Source organism: Agrobacterium larrymoorei (assembly GCF_005145045.1).
GTDB lineage: Bacteria > Pseudomonadota > Alphaproteobacteria > Rhizobiales > Rhizobiaceae > Agrobacterium > Agrobacterium larrymoorei.
Window position 1 is genome coordinate 2,933,781 of sequence record NZ_CP039691.1, and the last position, 23,099, is coordinate 2,956,879.

At 58.3% G+C, this 23,099-nt stretch carries 20 protein-coding genes; 5 read left to right on the top strand and 15 right to left on the bottom strand.

Going from position 1 to position 23,099, the window contains the following annotated elements:
* Window positions 1-185 precede the first annotated feature (185 nt).
* From CFBP5473_RS14200 to CFBP5473_RS14230, 7 genes are all read right to left on the bottom strand, one after another.
* Window positions 186-749 carry a NifU family protein gene (locus CFBP5473_RS14200; protein ID WP_027674451.1) on the bottom strand — a complete coding sequence of 188 codons (564 nt, stop codon included), beginning with the start codon at window positions 747-749 and terminating at the stop codon, window positions 186-188.
* Between the two features lie 193 nt (window positions 750-942).
* Window positions 943-1,434: a universal stress protein gene (locus CFBP5473_RS14205; protein WP_027674452.1), complete on the bottom strand. Its 492-nt coding sequence runs from the start codon at window positions 1,432-1,434 to the stop codon at window positions 943-945.
* Window positions 1,435-1,550: 116 nt separating this feature from the next.
* On the bottom strand, window positions 1,551-2,615 hold the full coding sequence (gene trpS / locus CFBP5473_RS14210; RefSeq protein ID WP_027674453.1) for a tryptophan--tRNA ligase: 1,065 nt from the start codon (window positions 2,613-2,615) through the stop codon (window positions 1,551-1,553).
* 92 nt (window positions 2,616-2,707) lie between these two features.
* Window positions 2,708-4,309 carry a murein biosynthesis integral membrane protein MurJ gene (gene murJ, locus CFBP5473_RS14215; protein WP_027674454.1) on the bottom strand — a complete coding sequence of 534 codons (1,602 nt, stop codon included), beginning with the start codon at window positions 4,307-4,309 and terminating at the stop codon, window positions 2,708-2,710.
* Window positions 4,310-4,316: 7 nt separating this feature from the next.
* The gene (locus CFBP5473_RS14220; RefSeq protein WP_027674455.1) at window positions 4,317-7,145 is read right to left on the bottom strand and encodes a [protein-PII] uridylyltransferase; all 2,829 of its coding nucleotides are present in this window, start codon (window positions 7,143-7,145) and stop codon (window positions 4,317-4,319) included.
* An 85-nt stretch (window positions 7,146-7,230) separates the two neighbouring features.
* Window positions 7,231-9,882, bottom strand: coding sequence for a DNA mismatch repair protein MutS (mutS, locus tag CFBP5473_RS14225; RefSeq protein WP_106389354.1), 2,652 nt, complete (start codon window positions 9,880-9,882; stop codon window positions 7,231-7,233).
* A 165-nt stretch (window positions 9,883-10,047) separates the two neighbouring features.
* A complete protein-coding gene (locus tag CFBP5473_RS14230) occupies window positions 10,048-10,974 on the bottom strand; it encodes a LysR substrate-binding domain-containing protein (protein ID WP_027674457.1) in 927 nt (308 codons plus the stop codon).
* A gap of 129 nt (window positions 10,975-11,103) precedes the next feature.
* Between CFBP5473_RS14230 and CFBP5473_RS25095 the strand changes: the two genes are divergently transcribed.
* Window positions 11,104-11,268: a hypothetical protein gene (locus tag CFBP5473_RS25095; RefSeq protein ID WP_157835794.1), complete on the top strand. Its 165-nt coding sequence runs from the start codon at window positions 11,104-11,106 to the stop codon at window positions 11,266-11,268.
* A gap of 14 nt (window positions 11,269-11,282) precedes the next feature.
* Here the strand turns inward: CFBP5473_RS25095 and olsB are convergent, their stop codons facing one another.
* The 8 genes from olsB to sppA all read right to left on the bottom strand — a co-directional run bounded on the left by olsB (window position 11,283) and on the right by sppA (window position 18,999).
* On the bottom strand, window positions 11,283-12,164 hold the full coding sequence (gene olsB, locus CFBP5473_RS14235; RefSeq protein ID WP_027674459.1) for a l-ornithine N(alpha)-acyltransferase: 882 nt from the start codon (window positions 12,162-12,164) through the stop codon (window positions 11,283-11,285).
* Window positions 12,165-12,259: 95 nt separating this feature from the next.
* Entirely contained in the window at window positions 12,260-14,530 is a 2,271-nt protein-coding gene (locus tag CFBP5473_RS14240) for a PAS domain-containing hybrid sensor histidine kinase/response regulator (protein WP_027674460.1), read from the bottom strand.
* Window positions 14,531-14,586: 56 nt separating this feature from the next.
* Window positions 14,587-15,102: a signal peptidase II gene (gene lspA, locus CFBP5473_RS14245; protein WP_027674461.1), complete on the bottom strand. Its 516-nt coding sequence runs from the start codon at window positions 15,100-15,102 to the stop codon at window positions 14,587-14,589.
* A complete protein-coding gene (locus tag CFBP5473_RS14250) occupies window positions 15,102-15,959 on the bottom strand; it encodes a TrmH family RNA methyltransferase (RefSeq protein WP_027674462.1) in 858 nt (285 codons plus the stop codon). Before CFBP5473_RS14250 ends, lspA begins: the two co-directional genes overlap by 1 nt.
* A complete protein-coding gene (locus CFBP5473_RS14255; protein ID WP_027674463.1) occupies window positions 15,956-17,089 on the bottom strand; it encodes a class I SAM-dependent rRNA methyltransferase in 1,134 nt (377 codons plus the stop codon). Before CFBP5473_RS14255 ends, CFBP5473_RS14250 begins: the two co-directional genes overlap by 4 nt.
* A gap of 193 nt (window positions 17,090-17,282) precedes the next feature.
* Window positions 17,283-17,630 carry a lipopolysaccharide assembly protein LapA domain-containing protein gene (locus tag CFBP5473_RS14260; protein ID WP_027674464.1) on the bottom strand — a complete coding sequence of 116 codons (348 nt, stop codon included), beginning with the start codon at window positions 17,628-17,630 and terminating at the stop codon, window positions 17,283-17,285.
* Between the two features lie 83 nt (window positions 17,631-17,713).
* Window positions 17,714-18,019, bottom strand: coding sequence for an integration host factor subunit beta (locus CFBP5473_RS14265; RefSeq protein WP_027674465.1), 306 nt, complete (start codon window positions 18,017-18,019; stop codon window positions 17,714-17,716).
* A 26-nt stretch (window positions 18,020-18,045) separates the two neighbouring features.
* The gene (gene sppA, locus CFBP5473_RS14270) at window positions 18,046-18,999 is read right to left on the bottom strand and encodes a signal peptide peptidase SppA (protein WP_027674466.1); all 954 of its coding nucleotides are present in this window, start codon (window positions 18,997-18,999) and stop codon (window positions 18,046-18,048) included.
* Window positions 19,000-19,256: 257 nt separating this feature from the next.
* Between sppA and lptC the strand changes: the two genes are divergently transcribed.
* From lptC to rpoN, 4 genes are all read left to right on the top strand, one after another.
* The gene (gene lptC, locus CFBP5473_RS14275; RefSeq protein ID WP_027674467.1) at window positions 19,257-19,922 is read left to right on the top strand and encodes an LPS export ABC transporter periplasmic protein LptC; all 666 of its coding nucleotides are present in this window, start codon (window positions 19,257-19,259) and stop codon (window positions 19,920-19,922) included.
* A 13-nt stretch (window positions 19,923-19,935) separates the two neighbouring features.
* Window positions 19,936-20,511: an LptA/OstA family protein gene (locus CFBP5473_RS14280; protein ID WP_027674468.1), complete on the top strand. Its 576-nt coding sequence runs from the start codon at window positions 19,936-19,938 to the stop codon at window positions 20,509-20,511.
* Window positions 20,512-20,537: 26 nt separating this feature from the next.
* Window positions 20,538-21,335, top strand: coding sequence for an LPS export ABC transporter ATP-binding protein (lptB, locus tag CFBP5473_RS14285; protein WP_051441209.1), 798 nt, complete (start codon window positions 20,538-20,540; stop codon window positions 21,333-21,335).
* A gap of 182 nt (window positions 21,336-21,517) precedes the next feature.
* Window positions 21,518-23,062 (top strand): RNA polymerase factor sigma-54, encoded by a 1,545-nt coding sequence (gene rpoN, locus CFBP5473_RS14290; protein WP_027674470.1) that lies wholly within the window; start codon window positions 21,518-21,520, stop codon window positions 23,060-23,062.
* Window positions 23,063-23,099 lie beyond the last annotated feature (37 nt).

Below are 23,099 nucleotides of genomic sequence, written 5' to 3' on the forward strand. Positions count from 1 at the left end.
CCTTTAGGTCCAGTCAGGGATGTGAGACGAGCAGCACACCCACCCTCCGCGTCATCCTCGGGCTTGACCCGAGGATCCACCCACGTCGAGACGGTTGCTACGGCAGCAGATGCTCGGGACAAGCCCGAGCATGACGGAATGCGAAGGGCCCCCAAGGCTCAATCAGCCGAGGTGGCTTCCCGCTATCAGACAGCCTCAACCTCTTGCACTTCCGGCACGAAATGCCGCAGCAGGTTCTGCACGCCGTGCTTCAGCGTCGCGGTGGAGGACGGGCAGCCGGAGCAGGCGCCCTTCATGTTGAGGAACACCGTGCCATCGCGGAAGCCGCGGAAGGTGATGTCGCCGCCATCTTGAGCAACAGCGGGGCGGACGCGGGTTTCCAGCAGTTCCTTGATGGTGGCGACGATGGTTTCATCGCCCTCTTCAAAGAATTCTTCCTCCTCATCGGAAATCTCGGCATGAACGGCGGTGCCCATCAGCGGGCGGCCGGACATGAAGTGTTCCATGATCGAACCGAGGATCGCGGGCTTCAGGTGCTGCCACTCGGCACCGTCCTTGGTGACGGTGATGAAATCGAAACCGTAATAGACGCCGGTGACGCCCGGAATTTCGAACAGCACGGCAGCCAGCGGCGAGGCCTCGGCCTGCTTCGCATTCAGGAATTCCGCCGTTCCGCTTTCCAGAACGACCTTGCCGGGCAGGAACTTCAGCGTCGACGGGTTCGGCGTGGATTCCGTTTGAATGAACATTTCGATCTCCTTCGAGGGAGCAACCAGAGTTCAAGGGTCTGGCGCCTCGTAATTTAGAATTCTTCCAAAATATGCCGGACGAAGAGCGACTTCAAGTCCTGACATGACAATCACATTCAAGAAATCTGACGCTTTGCTTTACACCCGTTTCAAGCCAATGCCGAATAGAATTTCAGCAGGCTGTCACGGCATATTAGCAGAGCGCGTCGATTTCCTCATCCGTCAGCGTATCCGGCAGGACAGTGACAGGGATAGGGAAAGCAGCGCCGCGTCCAGCGATGGATGACACGAGCGGCCCCGGCCCTTCCTTGGTGGAACCGGCGGCCAGCACCAGAATGGCGATATCGCGGTCTTCTTCGATCAGGCCGTGAATTTGCTCGGCGGCATTGCCTTCGCGGATCACAGCTTCGGGCTCGATACCCACCGTCTCGCGCACTTTCTGTGCCACCTTGGCAAGCGAGGCTTCCGCCTCTTCCTGCGCTTCGGCGCGCATGATCTGTTCCACGCCCAGCCATTGCTGGAAATCGCCTTCGGGAATCACGAAAAGCAGAACGAGGCCGCCATTGGAATTCTTGGCACGGCGACCGGCATAGTGCACGGCCCTTTCACATTCCGGCGTTCCATCGATAACCGCCAGAAACTTGCGCCTGTGCCCTTCCAGACGCGACAGCCGTTTTGAGACCATTCGATACTCCCTGTTTCCGACGTGGGACGACACGCCGCCCGTCAGTTTGGCCGGAGCTTATAGCAAATGAAGGAAATGGAAAACCGCTCCTCGTGATTGACGAGAAGCGGTGAAAATCAGCGAAGGAAACCTATTATATCGCGAACTTCGTCCATCGTCTTTTGCGCGATGGCTCCAGCACGCTCCCCGCCATCCTTCAAGATCGCGTCGATGTGAGAGACATCGTCCAGCAGGCGGCGCATCTCACCATTGATGGGGGCAAGCACGTTAACCGCGAGATCGACCAGCGCAGGCTTGAAGGCGGAGAACTGCTGGCCACCGAATTCGGCCAGCACATCCGCCTTGGTCTTGTCGGAGAGTGCGGCATAGATACCGACGAGGTTTTCCGCTTCCGCACGACCCTTCAGACCGTCCACTTCGCTTGGCAGGGCGTCCGGATCGGTCTTCGCCTTCTTGATCTTCTTCGAGATCGCATCGACATCGTCCATCAAGTTGATGCGCGACAAATCCGATGGGTCGGACTTCGACATCTTCTTCGTGCCGTCCTTCAGGGACATGACGCGCGGTGCAGGGCCTCCGATCAGCGGCTCGACCATGGGGAAATAGGCGTGAACCGGCTCGTCACCGACGGTGATATCGAGGCCGAGACCAGCCTTGCGAATATGATCGCTGAAATCGATGTTGAACTTTTGGGCGATATCGCGCGCCAGTTCCAGATGCTGCTTCTGATCATCCCCCACAGGGACGTGGGTTGCGCGGTAAACCAGAATATCCGCCGCCATCAGGCTTGGATAGGCGAGCAGACCGAGCGAAACCTGCTCGGCATTCTTGCCGGACTTGTCCTTGAACTGGGTCATGCGCTCCATCCAGCCGATGCGCGCAACACAATTGAATACCCATGCGAGTTCCGCATGCTGCGGCACGGCGGACTGGTTGAAGACGATGTGCTTGACCGGGTCGATGCCCGCCGCGATGAAGGCGGCGGCGATGGAACGCGTCTGCGCCTTCAGGTCCGAATGGACGAGCTGCGCGGTGATGGCATGCATATCGACCACGCAATAAATGCAGTCATTGTCTTCCTGCAACGCCACGAATTTGCGGATGGCACCGAGATAGTTGCCGAGATGAAGGTTTCCGGTCGGCTGGACACCGGAGAAAACCAGCGGCTTGAATGCGTTCATGATCGTCCTCGAAGGCTTGTGGAGGGCCTTGCCCCGCGTGTTAATTTGGGTTTCAAATTTGGAGGGGCTTATGCACCCGGAAACCGCTGCAATCAAGGGGTTTCCGAGACCTGATCCTCAGTTTCCTTCTTGGCCCCGCGACGCTTCAGGCCACGCTTGACCATGCCAAGGCTCGCCCCACCGGAGGCGAAAGCCGCGCCGAAATAGATGATCATAGCGCCGAAGACGAGGCCGAGAATGGACGCTGCGCGCACCGCCAGATTGGAGGCGGATGAGAGTTCATGCGACAGATATCCAAGCGCATAATGGATCGCCACCGCCATGATGCCTGCGGCAAGCACGAGGCGCGGGATACGGGTCAAAAGCGGAATGTCGAGTTTCCAGTGACCGCGCCACAGCAACATGCCGAAGAGAAGCGCGGCGTTGACCCAGCCAGCGGTGATTTCTGCCGTGGCGATGCCCGGTCCACCGTAGGAGGGGAAGAGCGTCAATGCCAGCGACACGTTCACGACGACCGAGATGGCAGCGAAGATCATCGGCGTGCGGGTATCCTCGCGGGCGAAGAAACCGGGGATGAAAGCTTTAATAAGCACGAAGGCGGGCAGGCCGAGGCCGTAAATGCCGAGGATCTGCGAGACTGTGATGGTGGCAGAAGGCGAGAAGTTGCCGCGCTCATAGAGGAAGCGGACAATCGGTTCGGCCATGACCAGCAGAGCGGCGGCGGCAGGAAGCGTGAGGAAAAGCACGAATTCGACGGAGCGGTTCTGCAAATTGGCCGCCTCCACCTGATGGCCGCCGCGCAGAGCCCGCGCCAGTTCCGGCAGAAGCACGGTGGCGACTGCGATGCCGACGACGCCGAGCGGCAGCTGGTAGATGCGATCCGCATAGGCAAGCGACGAGATCACGCCTTCACCACCGGAGGCGATGTTGGTGTTGATCAGGAGGTTGATCTGCGTGATGCCACCGGTAATCGCCGCGGGAAGCGCCAGCACCAGCAGGCGCTTGACGTTGCTCGTCATTTTCGGGCGGCGAAAGCCGATCTTGATGCCCGCATGACGCACGGCAATCCAGACGATGGCCAGCTGCACGAAGCCCGCCGCCATAACGCCCCAGGAAAGCGCATAGCCGACCTGAAGCGGATCGTAATTTTTCCACCAGGCAAGGCCCAGCACGCCGATCAGAATGATGTTGAGGAAAACAGGCGCAATTGCCGCCGCAAAATAGCGATGCAGCGAGTTCAGCATTCCACCCATCATCGCCGCCAGCGACATGCAGGCGAGATAAGGGAACATGATGGTGGCGAGATGAACCGTGTTGTTGAACTTCGTCGGGTCTTCCACGAAGCCCGGCGCAATCACCGTTCGCACGATGAAGGGCATCGAGACTTCCATCAGGATCGTCAGCGCCATCAACACAGTGAAAAGAACGCCGAAGACCTCTTCAGAAAAGCGGCGCGCGCCCTCCATGCCGTTCGCTTCGATTTCCTTGGCGAAGAGCGGCACGAAAGCGGAGTTGAACGCACCCTCCGCGAACAGGCGGCGGAAGGTGTTGGGAAAACGGAAGGCCGCATTGAAGGCATCCGCCACCGGCCCCGTGCCGACGGCTGCGGCCATCAGGGTTTCGCGGATGAAGCCGAACAGGCGGCTTCCAAGCGTCGCCGTGCCGACGGTGGCGAATTTGGCAATCAAACCCATGCTGAACTCAAGCCTTTGCGGTGCGCGCGGCGGGCAGCGCTGCGACATCTGGATGCGCGATGATGCCGGATGGCATGCGGTCGCGCAGTTCGTCTTCCTGCTCGGTCATTGCCGCTTTCAGCCGATGGGCAATGTTGGACTGCCTGTTATCGGTCATCACTTTCTGCCCGAAGAGATCGGTGACATAGAAGGTATCGATGACCTTCTCACCGAAGGTGGTGATGCGCGCAGAAGCGATATCGAGCGAAAGATCGGCCAGCACTGCCGTCATATCCGCAAGCAGGCCGGGCCGGTCGAGGCATTCCACCTCGATGACGGTGAACTTGTTGGAGAGCCCGTTGGAGATGGTGACCGATGGCGGAATGTTGAAGGTCTTGCTCTTCTTGCGGCTCTTGGTGCGGTTGGCGATGATTTCCGGCAAGCGCTTCTTGCCCGCCAGAACTTCCTCGATCAGCTTGCCGATATTGTTGGCGCGGCGCGTCTCGTCCTCATCGATGGGGAATTCGCGGTTGATGAGGATCGTATCGAGCGCGCGGCCATCCGACGTGGTGAAAATCTGCGCATCCGCAATGTTGGCGCCTGCCGCCGAGCATGCACCGGTGATGATGGACAGCAGGCGCGGATGGTCGGGCGCGACGATGGTGATTTCCGTAATCGCGTGGAAGGAGTGGGTGCGGACCATGGTGGCCAGCGCCTTTTCCTGCTTGTCCGCCTCGCGCAGAAAGCGCGTGTGGCGGATCTGGTCTTGCAGGTCCACCGACAAGAGGTAGGCGTCGTAATGCAGATTGCTGTATTTGCGCCGCGCCTTCTGGCCCCAATCGTCCAGCGCATCGTATAGGCGCTGGCGGGCGATCTTGGCGCGTTCCTTGCGCGAGCTTTCTGAGAAACCACCAGATAGCAGAAGCTCGGTTTCATAATAAAGCGTGCGCAGCAGTTGGCCCTTCCAGCCGTTCCAGACATCCGGGCCAACGGCGCGGATATCGCAGACGGTGAGGATCAGCAGCATCTTCAGCCGCTCCATGGACTGCACCTTGTCGGCAAAATCCGTGATCGTCTTGCGGTCATGCAGATCGCGGGTTTGCGCAACCATGGACATCAGGAGATGCTGCTCGATCAGCCACATCACGGTTTCGGTCTGCTTGGTGGAGAGGCGGAAGCGCTGGCAGAGCTTGCGGGCAACGCGCGCACCGGCAATGGAGTGATCCTCCTGACGGCCCTTGGCGACATCGTGCAGCAACACCGCAACGTAGAGCGCCTCGCGGTCTTCGATAGCTGGCATCAGCTGGTTGACCAACGGGTGCGTGTCGACCGCCTGCCCCTTTTCGATTTCCGAAAGCACGGCAACCGAGCGGATCAGATGCTCATCCACCGTATAGTGATGATACATGTTGAACTGCATCATCGCGACGATCTTGCCGAATTCGGGAATGAACTTGCCCAGCACGCCCGCCTCGTTCATGCGCCGCAGGGTCAAAGCCGGATCGCGCTTGGAGGTGAGGATCGCCAGAAACAGCCGATTTGCTTCCTCATTCTCGCGAAGCTCGTGATTGATGAGATTCAGCGAACGGGTAACGACGCGCAGCGCATCCGGGCGCAGTTCGAGATTGTTGATATCCGCCACATGAAAGAGGCGGATGAGGCTGACGGGATCGTTACGGAAGACATCAGCGGTTGCGAGCGCGATGCGGCCACGATCCTCGACGAATTCGGTCGAACCCGGAATTTTGCGCAGGCGGTGGGCAAAGCGGCTGAGAACACCGGAAAGCCCCGGAACGTCCTTCGCCTGCCGGTCCTCAAGCGCTGCGCAGAGAATGCGGGTCAGATCCCCCACATCCTTGGCGACGAGGAAGTAATGCTTCATGAAGCGCTCGACGGCGGAAAGGCCGGGGCGCGGCTGGTAATTCAGCGCAGCAGCAATTTCCCGCTGGATATCGAAGGACAGCCGCTCTTCCGCCTTAGCCGTGATGAAATGCATCTGGCAGCGCACCGCCCAGAGAAAATCATCCGCCTTTTCGAACAGCTTGAGTTCGCTGCGGGAGAGAACGCCGAGTTTCACCAGTTCGGCTGTATCGCGCACATGGTAATAATATTTTGCAATCCAGAACAGCGTGTGCAGGTCGCGAAGACCGCCCTTACCTTCCTTCACGTTCGGCTCCACCAGATAGCGCGTATCGCCCGCCTTGCGGTGTCGCTGGTCGCGCTCAGCAAGCTTGGCGGCAATGAATTCCGGGCCGCTATTGGTGACGACCTCGGCCTCGAAGCGGCGCTCCAGCTCGTCTGCCAGCGTCTTCTTTCCGCAGATCGGGCGCATTTCCAGAATGGCCGTGCGGATCGTCATATCGGCCTTTGAAAGCTTGATGCACTCATCCACGGTTCTCGTGGCATGGCCGACCTTGAAGCCGACGTCCCAAAGAATATAGAGAATGAACTCGATGGCCTTGTGCATATCCGGCGTGTTCTTGACCGGTAGCAAAAATAGAAGATCGATATCCGAACCCGGCGCCAGCGTGCCGCGACCGTAGCCGCCGACGGCAGTGATGCCGACCTGTGGCGCATCCTTCGGATAAACATACTGGCAGGCAAGATCGTAAAGCACCTCGATCAGACGATCCTGAAGCCAGGAGATGCGGCGGGCGCAATCAATGCCGCCGCCATCTGCGTCCAGCAGTTCGCGCGCCTTTTGCCGTCCATCGGCGCTGGCCTTCTTGAAGATCGGCAACAGATCGGACCGCGCATCGGAGACGCGCTTCCCATCTCCCTGAAAGACGAGATCACATTCCTGCTTGAGTGCCGCAACATCCAGTATTGCGGAGAAATCCAGATCCTTAGAGGCCATCGATGCCGATATCCATTCCGTACAAGGCTATTCGTGGATAGCCCCTATAACGATTTTTAAGCAGTATGGACAGGCAGTCTATGCATCAAGCCTTGCCAAGTTGTTTCTTGAGGGCATAGAGCGCGTCCAGCGCCTCGCGCGGCGTCATCTCATCCGGGTTCAGCGCCTTCAAGGCCTCGTCCACCTTGGAATTGCCCTGAGACCGCGTCTCTTCCCGCCGCACTGCGACCTGAAACAGCGGCAGATCATCGATCAGCTGGCTGGCCGGGTTCTTGCGATCAGCATCTTCAAGCTGGTTCAGAACCTCACGGGCACGCTCCACCACGGCAGCGGGAAGCCCTGCGAGCTTGGCGACCTGAATGCCGTAGGAACGGTCCGCCGCACCCGGCCCGACCTCGTGCAGGAAGATCACGTCGCCTTCCCATTCGCGCACCTTCATGGTGACGTTGGCAAGGCGGCCCAGCTTTTCGGAAAGCACCGTCAGTTCGTGGAAATGCGTGGCGAAAAGTCCGCGGCAGCGGTTCGCCTCATGCAGATGCTCCACCGTTGCCCATGCAATGGACAAACCGTCGAACGTCGCCGTGCCACGCCCGATCTCGTCCAGGATGACGAGCGAGCGGTCCGTCGCCTGATTGAGGATCGCCGCCGTTTCCACCATTTCCACCATGAAAGTGGAGCGACCACGCGCCAGATCGTCAGATGCACCGACGCGGGAGAACAGACGGTCGACCACACCGATATGCGCGGCTTCCGCAGGCACGAAGGAGCCGATCTGCGCGAGAATGGCGATCAGCGCATTCTGGCGCAGGAAGGTCGATTTACCGCCCATGTTCGGGCCAGTCAGCATCCAGATCGCGCCGTTGCGATTGCCATTCTTGGCTGACAGATCGCAATTATTGGCGATGAAGGGACCGCTGGACTGACGGCGCAGGGCCTGCTCTACGACGGGATGACGTCCGCCACGGATTGAAAATGTCATGGAGCCATCCACCGCCGGGCGGCAATAGGCCTGTTCGGTGGCGAGATAGGCAAGGCTTGTCGCGACGTCGATGGCGGCCAGCGCCAGCGAACCGGCCTTGATCGCTTCAGCCTGCGCAACGACGGCCTGCACCATCTGGTCGAAAGCCTGCAATTCCATCGTCAGCGCTTTTGCGGCGGCATTGGCGATGCGGCTTTCCAGATCGGCAAGTTCGGTGGTGGTGAAGCGCATGGCGCCCGCCATGGTCTGGCGGTGAATGAAGCGGGCTTTCGCCTCGTCACCCGTCGTCATCACATCGGCATTGCCTGCCGTCACTTCGATGAAATAACCAAGCACATTGTTGTGCTTGATCTTCAGCGATTTGATACCGGTCTCTTCCGAATATTGCAGTTGAAGCCCAGCGATGACGCGGCGCGACTGGTCGCGCAGCGCCCGCACCTCGTCCAATTCCGGGTTGGAACCTTCGCGAACGAAACCGCCATCGCGCTTCAAAAGCGGCAAATCATCGGCCAGCATTCCGCCAAGCATGGCCTCAAGCGAGGTCGGCAACGCCTTCAGATCGGCCAGAGCATTCGCCAGCTCATCCGGCAAAAGCCCCTGATCGAGCGACTGGCCGACCATCGCGGCGGCGAACAAACCTTGCCGGATCGCACCGAGATCGCGCGGGCCGCCACGGTCCAGCGCCAGACGGGACAGCGCGCGCGGCATATCCGCCACCTGCTTCAGCGCTTCGCGCAGGCCATCGCTCAAGGAGACGTCATCGATCAGATAGGCGACCGCATCGAGCCGGGCATTGATCTTTTCCGGGTCTGTCAGCGGCGACATCAGCCGCTCTGCCAGAAGCCGCGCCCCACCGCCCGTCACCGTGCGGTTGATGGCGTGCAGCAACGATCCATCGCGCTCACCGGCAAGGGTCTTCGTCAATTCCAGATTGGCGCGGGTGGCGGGGTCGATGAAGAGCGTGGAGGCGGAGCTTTCCCGCTCCGGCGCGCCCAGCGGTGGTCGTTCGGCAATCTGCGTCTTTTCCACATAGGCGACGGCTGCGGCTGCGGCGGCCAGTTCAACGCGGGAGAAGGTGCCAAAGCCATCCAGCGTCGATACGTTGAAGTAACGCGCGATGCGGCCTTCTGCCGTTGCGCTATCGAACAGCACGGCTGGCTGCGGCACTGCAACGCGACCCAGGACATCGAAGGTTGGCCGCAATTCCTCATCGTGGAACAGGCTATCGGCGACGATCAATTCGCGCGGGTCGATGCGCCAGATATCGGCCAGCAGCCGCGTCAGCGTGGTTTCCGCGAGGCGAAAAACACCGGTGGAAATATCGATCCAGGCCAGCGCGAACTGCGCTTCCGAGCTTCCGCGAATGCGGGCGAGCGCCATGAGGTAGTTGGATTCCGTCGGCGAGAGCAGCTTTTCCTCGGTCAGCGTACCGGGGGTGACGAGCCGCACTACATCACGGCGCACGACGGATTTCGAGCCGCGCTTCTTGGCTTCCGCCGGGTCTTCCACCTGCTCGCAGACAGCGACGCGATAGCCGCGCAGGATGAGCTTTTGCAGATAATCATCCGCCGCGTGCACCGGCACGCCACACATGGGAATATCCTGCCCCATATGCTGGCCGCGCTTGGTCAGCGTAATACCAAGGGAACGCGAGGCCTCCACCGCATCATCGAAGAACAGCTCATAGAAATCGCCCATGCGATAGAACAGCAGCGAACCGGGATTGTTCGCCTTGATCTCGATATACTGCTCCATCATCGGCGTTGCCGATGCGCGGCTCTCTTCGGAAATGAGCGAAGCGGTGGAATGAACGTCGGTCAATGGCTTGATCGTATCTGCTTTGCGTTACGGGAAACGAGCGCAGAGACTATAGAGCCTGCTCCTCAAGGACAACACGGCGGAACTGCCTGCCCACAGGAAGCTTCAGCAATGCTCATCAAGGAATGGCACGACCTTTGTGAGCTCAGCCATATCCCTGTCCAGTTCGCTGCGCAGCCAGCGTTTGAACGCTTCCACTTTCTCGTTGCGACGGGCGTTTTCCGCTGTGACGAAATAATGCGCCAGACCGGTTTTAACGGCGGGCCCAAACGGCGCGACGAGTTGACCCTGCTGCAAATGATGGGAGGCTATGGTTTGCCAAGCAAGGAGAATACCCTGCCCTGCCAACGCTGCATCCAGGCATAGGGACGCCTCACTGAAGCTGTGACTAGGGCGGATGGACGCGCCTCGCAGACCGGCAGCAGACAGCCAGACTTCCCATCCAAACATCGCCCGCGCGTCGATAACGGTTGGCATACCTGGAATATCAGCCTTCGTTTTCAAGGCTGCAGCTAACGCTGGAGCGCAAACCGGAAAGACCTTCTGCTCATGCAGCAGTTCAGCGCGCACACCCGCCCAACGTCCACGTCCTACCCTGATGCATAGATCAACATCAGATGTAACAGGATCCACAAGACGGTCACTCGCCTCCAGTCTCAGCCTGATATCCGGAAAGCATTCGGAGAAGGCAGCAATTCGATGCACAAGCCAACGGGCTGCGAATACAGGTGCGACAGAAATTGTAAGCACCTTATCGTCGCCCTTCAACGCATGACTAACCGCGCTGGAAATATGCCGGAAACCTTCTGCCAAACGGAACAGGATAGGCTCTGCCGCCTCCGTAGCGACCATGCCTTTGACTGTTCGTTCAAACAGCTTCAACCCGAGTTGCTGCTCAGTCTTTATGACCTGTTGACTGACTGCGCCGACGGATACGCCAAGCTCATGCGCAGCAGCAGGGAGCGAGCCAAGACGAGCGACAGCTTCGACCGCACGCAGTCCGTTGAGATGCACGTTTCTGAGACTATCCATATAAAAAATCTATACCCCGCCACCTAAAAACTCGATTGGCGACATCTTCCGACAATTCTAATTTGCCTTTGCGTTTTTTTAAAGCAAAGGCAACTGGTCATGAAGTTTTTCTATAGGATATTGCGATGGATGAACAGCGTGGAAGTATCCGCGAACGACCCGCTGAACCATCAGGATTTAAAAGCAATGGACATGCGACAGCTTGCAGATTTGGTCATCCCTCCAGAGGAGACTGAGCATGTCTCAACAACACAAAAGGAAAAGAACCGAGAATTCGGCAATATCGGGGGCTGAATCGCTCTTCCACATTACCCGTTGAAACGCTCCGAATCGCCGCCATAATAATTGATGTAGCGTCCGGCGATGGAGGAGATGGGGAGTATGACCAGCACGTCTGTCGTGTTGAAAGCGTGGTCTACCACGGCACCGGAACCGAACATGGCACCGATGCGCATATAGGCCTTGATCAGCGGCGGCATGGCGTTGAGTGCCTTGCGTGGATTGACGGCTTCGGACGGCACCAGATCCATTTCGCGATAAAGTGCGGGCAAGGCCTTTGCCGACCACTCGCTCTTTGCCGAGCAGTTGTGATGCAGGAAAGAGAGCGCCAGCGCATGGGCTTCCGGCTGGACGCCGGGGAAGGAAGCGCAGCCGATCATGGCGTCCATGCGGTGCTTGACGGCATAGGCCCAGTTGCCCTGCCAGAGAAGCTCGATTGTCCGCTTCGTGCGATATTCCGGCAGCACGCAGGAGCGTCCCAGTTCCATGAAGCGCTTGCCGGGATGGCGTGCGATCAGGCCGTCGATATCGAATTCGCTGGCGGAATAAAAACCGTTATTGGCAAAGGCCGTATCCTGGCGCAGCAACCGGTAGGTGCCGACGATCTGGTCTTCAGGATCACCCTCGATAGAATTGTCCAGAACCAGAAGATGGTCGCAGACCGCGTCGAAAGCATCGATATCGCGTCCGCGCCACATGGCTTCGGCTGGCAGTCTCGCGCCCATTTCTTCAACGAAGACGCGGAAGCGCACCTGTTGGGCGGCGTCGATTTCGCGCTCGTTTCTGGCAAGCCGCGTTTCGAGAGAGCCTATACGGCCAAAAACACCGTCATCACGCTTTTCGGCAGCCGGCAAAACAGTGCTGCCCAGGCCTTTGCTGACTATGTTGCGTTCAAGAACTTCCGAGACCATGGAGAATCGCCCCGCCACCGTTTGATCTGGCCGTCATAAATCACTTCTTGACGACAAAACAGTGACAGTTAGCCGCGTAAATGACGTAGCGTCAGCTAAATCTCGGCAATGCGTGTTTGAGGAAACAGTCGCAGTATTTCCTCGATCAATCGCTTCGGCTCGACCGGCTTGGGCAACACGATATCCATGCCGGAATTGCTTAGGGAAAAGCGGGTGGCATCGCTCGTGTCGGCGCTCAGCACGATGAGCGGAATGCCCTGCTTTTGAAGCGCGTGATTGATATCCGGCAACACATCCAGCCCTTCGCCCCCCGGCATATTGAGATCGGAGATGACCAGATCGGGCAGCGGCAGCGTTCCCGATATCGCTTCGGAAAGCGCTGTAAAATCGTCCACGGCATGAACCTTGCAGCCGGATTTTTCCAGCACCGCGCGGATGATGCGGGCAATGACCGGATCATCCTCCGCCACCAGAACCGTCAGTTCGTGGAATCTTCCCGCCTTTTCGCGCACAGGCGCGATTGCTGGTGAAAAGCTGAAGCCGGGATGGTTGTCATTGATGGCATCGCGGCGTTCCAACCCTCTCAAACGACCGCACAAAACATCGACCAGCGATTTTTCGCGCAGTGGCCTAATGAGCCAGGCGTCGAATTCTTCCTGCGGCTGAGAGGCGCGTTCTTCCGGGTTGACCAGCAGGATGCGGCGGGGAGGCTTTTCCTGACTGAGAGAAAGGCTCTGAAGCCGTTTTCGGAAGGTGGAGGCAACGCGGTGGTCGATGATGATATCGGTAATGGCCCCCAGCTGCCCTTCTGCCTGAAAAGCATCGAGTTGCTTGATGGTTGAGGCCTCTATGCAGAGACCGCCAAGGGACTGGATCGCCTTCGCAGTCGCGGTGGACGCGACGCCCGCCGGAGAGAGCAGAAGGACTTTTGATTGCTGGAGAACATCCAGACGATGCGAAGGTAACCGCGACGACCCGGCAATTGCAGGGCGGAATTTGAGCAGGAACGTGCTGCCCTTGCCCTTTTTGCTCGACACTGTCAGCGCGCCACCGAATTCGCGAACGATGCGTGCGGAGATGGCAAGCCCGAGGCCTGTGCCATTGCTGCGCTGTCTGGTCGATCCGGCCTGTTCGAACTCGCCGAAGATGCGCACCTGTTCCGCGCGGCTCATGCCGGGGCCGGTGTCTTCGACAGAGATGGCCAGTTCACCATGCGCCATGGAGGCATGCACGAATACGCCGCCTTCACGGGTGAATTTCACGGCATTGCCGATGAGATTGAACAGCACCTGACGCAATCTGGCCGGGTCGAAATCGAGATAATCCGGCACATCGGGTGCGACCAACGAAGCGATCTCGATGCCTTTTTCATGGGCGCGGTGGGCCAGCATTTCAACAACGCTCTCGATAAGCTGGCGCAGATTCTCCGCGCGCGGATTGAGCCGGAAGCGCCCGACCTCCATGGTGGAGAAATCCAGCAGGTCTTCGACCAGCTGCACCAGCGCCTGACCCGATTCGCGCATGCCATCGAGATAGTTACGCTGTTCCTGCGTCAGCCGCGTCTGGGAGAGAAGGTGGTTCATGCCGAGAATGCCGGATAGCGGCAGGCGGATTTCGTGACTGACGGTGGCGAGCAGCCTGCCCTTGGCAGCATCGGCATTTTCCGCTCGCAGCCTTGCCTCTTCGCGGTTGATGAGGGCGGCGCGCTCTTCGGTCACATCCCGCGCGATGCTGCTGATGACGAGCCTGCTGCTCGTAATGTCCTGCGTTACGATATCGTGCCAGCTAAAGATGCGCTGTCCGTAAGGCGTCGCGATCTCGACATCGTAGCAATGCAGCTTGCCTCCGGGACGAAAGGCGATGCCGATGTCTTCGCAGCTCTTGCCTTCCGGCGCGGCGCAACCAGTCACTTCACGAAACACGCCATTGGCATGGACGATGCAACGGTTCATATCGCGGGTCACCACGAGATCGCCCATCGCCTCATGGATTTCAGCCATCAGGGCTGCATTGCGGACCTGCTTTTCTTCCTGAAGTCTTGCCTCGAGCGCATCGCGGTTTCGCGAGACAGCGTTTCGCCACGCGGTGTGGGCAAAGCCCGTAAGCCCCACAAGCGCTGTCAGCCCGCAAAGCGCCATCAGACCGGCATTGAGCTTCAGCAAACCTGTTAGGAAGAAGGCGAGTGCACCGATTGCCGACAGAAAGGCAAAGATACGGAGAAGGCGTTGGTTGGACGGCGATCTGGCCTGATCTTCGCTGAAATCAGGCGATGCTGGCTGACTGTTTTGCGGCAGAGATTGAGCTTCGCCCTCGGGGCCTCCGAAGGTATCTGTCAGCTGTTCTTTCAGTCGCGCCAGATCACTCATGGCACGACTATTATCACGCGACCGGTTTTGAATAGCTTCGCCGGAACGCTAGAATTTTAGCTTTCCGCAGAATCGTTCCTGGCTTTCTTGCGAGACGACGCCGCCTGCAGGATTTCATCGAGGATGACACAGCCTGCGCCGACCGTGATGAAGCTATCTGCCAAGTTGAAGACCGCGAACGACCATGTGGCCGTGTGGAAAAGAATGTAGTCCACGACATGACCGTACAGGAAGCGGTCGAAAATATTGCCTGCCGCGCCCGCAATGATGAGCGCGAAGCCGAGATGGGCGAAGGTGCGGTCCGCATCCGTCTTGCGCCACAGCCATATGACGAAGGCGACGATGACGAGGCGCATAGTGATGATGAACCATCCCTCCATGCCGGACAGCATGGAGAAGGCGACACCGAGATTATAGGTGCGGTAGAGCGCCAGAAACGGGATGACCGGCACCATTTCCTGCAAAGGGAGATAGGCCTCCACCAAAACCTTGATGATCTGGTCCGTCAAAAGCGCCAGAAGGATGAAGACGATGGCCGGAGCGGGCTTCGAAAAAAGTGCGGTCTTGGCCATTATTTTACCGGTGCGAGTTCGAGAAGATGACGACGGGCTTCGAACAGCATAACTGCGCTCGCAATCGCCAGATTGAGCGAATCGGCGCGACCCTGCTGCGGAATACGGGCAAGCTGATCTGCCTGCGAGGAAAGCTCCGGCGGCAGGCCGGATTGTTCGTTGCCCATCAGAAGAACGACGGGTTTTTTCTTATAATCGATGGTGCGATAATCGACCGATCCTGCAAGATGTGTGGCGACGACGCTGACGCCCGCCTGCTTCTTCCAGCTCAGAAAATCATCCACCGAGGCGCGGGCGACGGGCATGGCGAAAACCGAGCCCATGGTGGCGCGCACGGTTTCGAGCGAAAACGGATCGGTGCAGTCCCCGACAAGGATCACGCCGGAAGCGCCAGCGGCGTCCGCAGTGCGGATAATCGTTCCAAGATTGCCGGGATCGCGCACGCGGTCGAGCGCCACATAGGTCTCGCCCTGCGCGGGCCTGATGTCCCGCAGTGGCTTCCATTTCTGTTCGAAAATGCCCACCACCATCTGCGGATTATCGCGACGGGTTATGGAGGAGATGACCTTTTCGCTGACTTCCAAAACAAGCCCGCCGGAGGCCACCGTCTTGGCGGCGGCCTGTTCCACCAGCGGCTTGCCCTTGGCAGCCTTGGCATAGACCAGCGTGCGGATGGTCCAGCCGAGTTCCAGCGCGTCGATGACGAGCTTCAGGCCTTCCGCCATGAAGGTGCCGCTCTCTTCGCGACCCTTCTTCTGCGTCAGGTTCTTGATGTCCTTGATGATGGGGTTGGCAAGGCTCGTGACTTCCTTGACCTGCCCAACACGGCGGGGGCCGTTTTCATGACGATCGTTCATTTCGGCACCCAGCGGCTGAAGAGAGAGGTTGAAAGCACGCGTCCGGGCGTTTTTCCATCGAGGCCTGCTTCGCGAATAACGAGTTCGCCGGACGCGACTTCGCCGCCCGCCCCGCGCATCGTCTCGCGCATAAGCTCATGCATGGAATAGAAGCTGGCCCGGATGGAATAGGCCGTCAGCACGAAGCCGAGCGCCTTGGGCGACAGGATTTCGCGGCAGACATCCAGCATCAGCGGCAGGTGATCGTAGAGATCCCAGACCTCGCCATGGGTGCCGCGACCGAATTTCGGCGGGTCCGTGAGGATGATGTCATAGGTGTTGCCGCGGCGTTCTTCGCGCAGGATGAACTTCATCGCGTCTTCGCAAATCCAGCGGATCGGCGCGTTTTCGAGACCTGCCAGTTGCTGATTTTCGCGCGCCCAGCCAATGGCCTTCTTCGAGGCATCGACATGCGTCACCTCGGCACCGGCGGAGGCGGCAACCAGCGAGGCAACACCGGTGTAACCGAAGAGATTGAGGACCTTGAGCGGTCGATCAGATTTCTCGATTGTCTGCTTCAGCCATTCCCAGTGAACAATCTGTTCCGGGAAGACACCAACATGGCGGAAGGCGGTAAAGCGGCCCAGGAAATCGACGCCCAGCAGCGATAGCGGCCAGGTTTCCCCCAGTGCTTGCTTGGGAAAACGCCAGCGGCCACTGCCCTCTTCATCCGTATCGCCGGTGAAAATGGCGTCCGCATTTTCCCAGACTCGTTCCGCAAGGCTCGGACGCCACAGCGCCTGCGCTTCCGGGCGCACGATCCGGTATTCGCCATATTGCTCGAGCTTCAGACCGTTGCCGCTATCGATGAGGTGGAAATCACCCGCGCCGAGCGACTCGAGAATAACAGGAACCTGCTCGCCCGGAAGAGCGCCGGAGCGCTCCTTCAACGGACGTGGCGGAGCCTGCTCGATGGGCGCAGCACTTGCCTGAACTTTTTCCTTCGGCGCATTGGCGGCAGGGCGAACATAATCCGGCGCGCGGGCGCGGGGTGCTGCGTCCTTCTGGCGCTGCGGCTTGCCCGGTCTCGCCTGGCGGCTCTCCTGTCCGGCGCGGGGCTTTGCGCCCGGGCGGTTGTCTTTCTTCTTCAACGGAAGTCTTTCCACGTCTGGTCGCTGAGGCGGCAGTAAGATGAATGCATCCGCTCCGCCACGTCAAATTCTGTTCTTCACCGGCAGATCATGCGCGATCTGGCCGGTGTCGCTGAAAAGCGAATAACATCAGTGCATGATATTATCAAAGGGCAAGGATCAATGCTGCAACCAACTTATCGTGGGCAGCGACCTATTTCGCTGCGAGTTGGTTGGATGCCTGAGAGCCTATGACGGCAGTAGCGGCAGCCTTCTGCTTCGTTGCCTCGTCATGCCAGCGAATTGCTTCCTTGGCCTCGATGCGCGCACGCTTGCGGTGTTTGCCCTGCGAAACCCAGGTGGCGAAGGAGCCAAGAAGCACACCGAAAATAACGGCAAGGAAGATGAAAACGAAGAAGGGTGCCGTGAAAGCGAGGAGCGTATCGTCGGGCCGGAACGGATTGAGCGCCAAGGTTACCGACTGCCGGTTCGCCACGCAGAGGATGACGAGAATGATGGCCAGCGGCACGAGAACCAGAAGGTTGACGATCTTTTTCGACATTCAGGGATACTCCGTCTTTAGGGGTCTTCAGACAATCGGCGTGAACGTCACATAGACAACCGAAGGGCTCGAGCCGAATTTGCTCAATCCTCGTCTTCGATATCGCCCATGCCGGGGTTCAGCCTCTCGCGAAGCTCTTTGCCGGTCTTGAAGAATGGAACCCACTTTTCTTCGACAAAAACAGATTCACCCGTGCGTGGGTTCCGTCCGGAACGCGACGGGCGATTCTTGACGGAGAATGCGCCGAAGCCGCGAAGCTCGACGCGATTACCAGCGGCAAGCGCATCCGTAATCTCATCGAGAACCGCGTTGACGATATTTTCCACGTCACGGTGGTAAAGGTGCGGGTTACGCGCAGCAACGATCTGCACCAGTTCAGACTTAATCACGGTTGCCCCCTGAAAGAATTGGATTTTTAACGGCCATCAACCTGCCAAACCGAAACAAGACCGTCAAGAAACAACTTGTCGGCACCCAGCTGGCGAGGCGCTGCGAAGGGCAGAAACTCATCGAAACCGAGTATTTTAGCAATTCCTGCAACGCTGAAGAGCGAAAAGGCAGAGCGCTTGGACGGCGCGGTCCATTCGACAATCGGCAAATCCTTGGCCAGACCGCGCGTCTCGAAATAGGATTTGATCTCCTTTTCGCCGCCCAGCGTGTCGACAAGCTTGTTCGCGACCGCCTGACGACCGGTGAAGATCGATCCGTCCGCCAGCTTCAGGACGTCTTCGCGCGGCAGCTTGCGCCGGTCGGCCACGAGATCCACGAACCAGTTGTAGCTGTCCATGATCATGCTGCGGATCATGACCTTGGATTCTTCCGGCGGCTCATGGAACGGCGATGGCTCTGCCTTCATCGGCGAGGATTTGATTTCCTGCAGCGAAACGCCGAGCTTATCGAGCAGCGGCCCGACCTGCGGATATTGGAAGATGACGCCGATGGAACCGGTGATCGAGGTGTCGCCCGCAACAATCGTATCGCCTGCCGTCGCGATCATGTAGCCGGCTGACGCTGCAAGCGTGCGGACATCGGAAACGACCGGCTTCTTCTCAGCCACCGCGCGGATGGCCTTGAAAATACGCTCGCCGCCATAGGTGGTGCCGCCCGGCGAGGAAATGGAAACGATCAGCCCCTTGGCGCTGTCGCTATCGGCAATCTTCTGCAGACGCTCGAGAAGTTCGGTATCGTCTTGAATGAGGCCGCTGATCTCTATCTTGGCAATATGCGGACGCGCGCTCAATTGCGGCTCGACAAACCCGAAGCGGTAGATGGCAAAAATACCGGCCACCACCAGAAAGACCGCGGCAACGCGCCAGAAAGTCAGCTTGCGGCGCAACTGTCGACGGTCTGCAATTGCCATCTGATCCATGAAATTACCTAGGTTTCAACAAGAGAGACGCCTGAATTCAGCGCATTTTAGCCTGGGGCATATGATCCTTGTAGCGCGGTCTTGCAAGGACAAGAACCGCCAAAGCGCGGATTTAATAAAAATAATACCACCCTTGCGCTATTTCAGAGAAAAACCATATTGGCAGGGCAAGGCCTTCGTGCCAAAGACTTGAGATGAACACGTAGAAGGCTGCCCGTACGACTTTGAGATGTGCGCTTCGCCTCCGGACCAGACGAATGCTCGATAGACTTAGCCAACCAGCGCCCGGTTTTCCGCTGCCGGATAATCTGCCCGATCCCTACGCTCTGGCTCGGCGTCATTCTGCGCGCGTAAAAAAGCTGAAAGTCGCACTGCCCGTTGCCGCGGCACTTGTTTCGCTCGCTTTCATCGGCGTTTCGCTGGCGCGGACATGGGTGCCGGACGAGGTATCGCTACAGAGTGCGACCATCGAAGACGGCAAGATCGTCATGGAAAAACCGGCGCTCGCCGGACGAAACAACAAGGGTTTCGATTACTCCATGAATGCCGACCGTGCGCTTCAGGATATTACCAGCCCTAACCTCATGACGCTTGAAAAAGTGCTGGCCGCCGTTCCGATGAACGATATCGTGGCTCAGGTCGTGGCGCAGGAAGGCATTTTCGACCGCGCGACAAACAAGTTGAAAATGACCGCGCCTTTTGACATCAATCTGAGCAATGGCCTAAAAGCCAAATTCCAGTCTGCGAATGTCGACCTGAAAGCGGGGACGATGGATAGTACCGATCCGGTTTCCATCACCACACAGGAAGGTTCGATTGTTGCAGAAAGCCTTCATATAGCAGATAATGGCAAAACCATTACTTTTTCGGGGCAGGTACGAGCTCGTATTGCTGCATCCACCATTCAGAACGCAGGCAAGTGAGAGCCCGACCCAGATGATGCAGATTTCGCGCCCAGCCCATTTCAGCACGGCCACCGGTTTTGCAGCCGCCATTCTTCTGGCGTCGCTGACAAGCCCCGCATTCGCGCAGAACACGACCAGCAAGATGGACGGCATGAAGCTTTCAAGCGATCAGCCGATTGCGATCGAAAGCGACCAGCTCGAGGTGCGTGACCAGGAGCGCAAGGCTTACTTCACCGGCAACGTCAAGGTCGTTCAGGGAACCACCACACTTCAGGCTGGCAAGATGACCGTGCTCTACAAGAGCAGCGGCGATGGCCAGCAGACGGCATCTGTCGCCAGCGGCAACGCGGATATCGACAAGATTTTCGTCGACAACTCCGTCTATCTGACATCCGGTACGCAAAAAGCCACCGCCGACCATGGCGAATTCGACATGGCGTCGCAGACCTTCACGCTTTCCGGCAAGCAGGTCGTTTTGTCTCAGGACACCAATGTCTTTACCGGTTGCAAGCTTACCGTGTTGATGAATACGGGCGAAGCGAAGCTGGAAAGCTGTGGCGGACCGGTTCGCATCATGCTCGACCCCAAGTCGCAGAAAAAGCAGTAAGTTCGCGCATCGTGAAGATACCATCCATCTCAAAGCTTCTTGGCGGAGGTTCCGCGCGCGCGTCGGAAAGCGACATCGCGCCGGGTGACAAGGCGCGCTATGAAGGCACGCTGATCGCCCACGGCCTGACCAAGACCTACAATACCAGACGCGTCGTCAACGGCGTTTCGCTGGTCGTTCGTCGTGGCGAAGCGGTCGGTCTTCTCGGGCCTAACGGCGCCGGCAAGACCACCTGTTTCTATATGATCACCGGTCTCGTTCCCGTCGACAGCGGCAAGATCGCGATCAATGGCAACGACGTTACCGGCATGCCGATGTATCGCCGCGCGCGCCTTGGCGTCGGTTACCTTCCGCAGGAAGCGTCGATCTTTCGTGGCCTGACGGTCGAGGAAAACATCCGCGCCGTTCTGGAAGTGCACGAGAAGGACGAGAAGAAAAGGAACAGGAAGCTCGATGAGCTTCTCGAAGAGTTTCACATTTCCCAACTGCGCAAGTCTCCAGCAGTCGCCCTTTCGGGCGGTGAGCGCCGTCGTCTGGAAATTGCGCGTGCATTGGCGACCGATCCGACATTCATGCTGCTGGATGAACCTTTCGCAGGCGTGGACCCGATCTCGGTCAGCGATATTCAGAACCTCGTTCGCCACCTGACGGCACGCGGCATCGGCGTTCTAATCACCGACCACAATGTGCGTGAAACGCTCGGCCTTATCGACCGCGCCTACATCATCCATGCCGGTGAAGTTCTGACCCATGGTCGCGCGAACGAAATCGTCAACAATGCCGATGTTCGCCGTCTTTATCTGGGTAATAACTTCAGCCTTTAGCTTTTGTTGGAATAAGCGAAGGCAGGAACGCGCGGACACTCAAGATTCTTCCCCAAGAATCGACTCTTGACCTTGACCAAACCAAAATAAAAAGCAATTTTTGGGCCAAGTTCTCTTTGTTTTGCTAAACAATCAAAAAAAGTTGGCAGACGAGAGATTTTTTGGGGAGTTGAGCGTCCGTCATGGCCTTGTCAGCCAGCCTGTTGCTGCGTCAAAACCAGTCACTTGTGATGACTCCACAGCTGATGCAGTCGATCCAGCTGCTTCAGATGACGCATATTGAGCTGACGCAATTTATCGCACAGGAAGTCGAAAAGAATCCGCTGCTCGAATTAGTGGCAAACGACAGCGAAATAGGCGGCGGAATGCCCGCTGGCGATGACGGTTTCGATTCTCAAACTTCCGAACAGACCCCAGCGTCCGAGCCCGCCGAGCGTGACGAATGGTATGGCGACAATGCCCCTACCCTCAACGAACCGCTGGATACGAATTTCGAGAACGTCTTTCAGGATGACGGTGCCGAGCGGAAAGCGGATGCGCCGGAGCTTCTTGGCCAATGGAAATCCATGCCGGGCGGCGAAGCCTCGGAGGGCTACGATCTGGATGATTTCGTGGCTGGCAAACCAAGCCTGCACGATCACATCTCCCAGCAAATTCCCTTCTCCATTACCGGCCCTGCCGAGCGCGCTGTTGCGGATGCGCTTCTCGATCACCTCGATGAGACCGGCTACATTGCCACCGATGCCGTTGCTGAAATTTCCGAGAGATTGTCAGCGCCTTCAAGGGATGTAGAGCGCATTCTCGCCACACTACAGGGCTTCGATCCACCCGGCGTTTTCGCGCGCTCTTTGAGCGAATGTCTGTCGATCCAGCTGGCGCAGAAGGATCGGCTCGATCCGGCAATGCGGACCTTCGTGTCTAATCTGGAACTTCTGGCCAAGCGCGATTTTGCGACGCTGAAGAAGCTGTGCGGCGTGGATGAGGAAGATCTGCTCGATATGCTCGCGGAAATCCGCAGCCTCAATCCTCGCCCGGGCGCAGGCTTCGAGACCGGAATATCCGAAACCATCGTGCCGGATATCGTCGTGCGCCCTTCCGTTGAGGGCGGGTGGCTGGTGGAGCTTAATCCCGAAACGCTACCGCGCGTTCTGGTGAACCAGAGCTACTTCGCCGAGATTTCCAGGCTGAAGCCGCGTGCGGGGGAAGATGGCGAATTTCTTTCCGAATGTATGCAGACGGCCAACTGGCTGACGCGCAGCCTCGATCAACGGGCGAAAACGATCATGAAGGTGGCAAGCGAGATCGTTCGCCAGCAGGATGCCTTCCTGCTCCATGGCGTGGACCATCTGCGCCCGCTCAATCTCAAGCAGGTTGCCGACGCGATCAAGATGCATGAATCCACCGTCAGCCGTGTGACGTCGCGAAAATATATGCTGACGCCGCGTGGTGTGTTCGAACTAAAATACTTCTTCAGCGTGTCCATTGGTTCAGTCGAAGGGGGAGACAACCACTCGGCGGAGGCAGTGCGCCATCGTATCCGTACCATGATCGCACAGGAAGCACCCGATGCGGTGCTTTCCGATGACGATATCGTTGATATTCTGAAGAAAAATGGCGTGGATCTGGCGCGGCGAACCGTCGCAAAATATCGTGAAGCCATGAATATTCCCTCCTCCGTTCAGCGCCGCAGAGAGAAAAAAGCGCAGGCCCGCGTGGCGGCCGTGTGAGCCTTTTTTCAATAGTTTCCAAATACTTAATATTCAT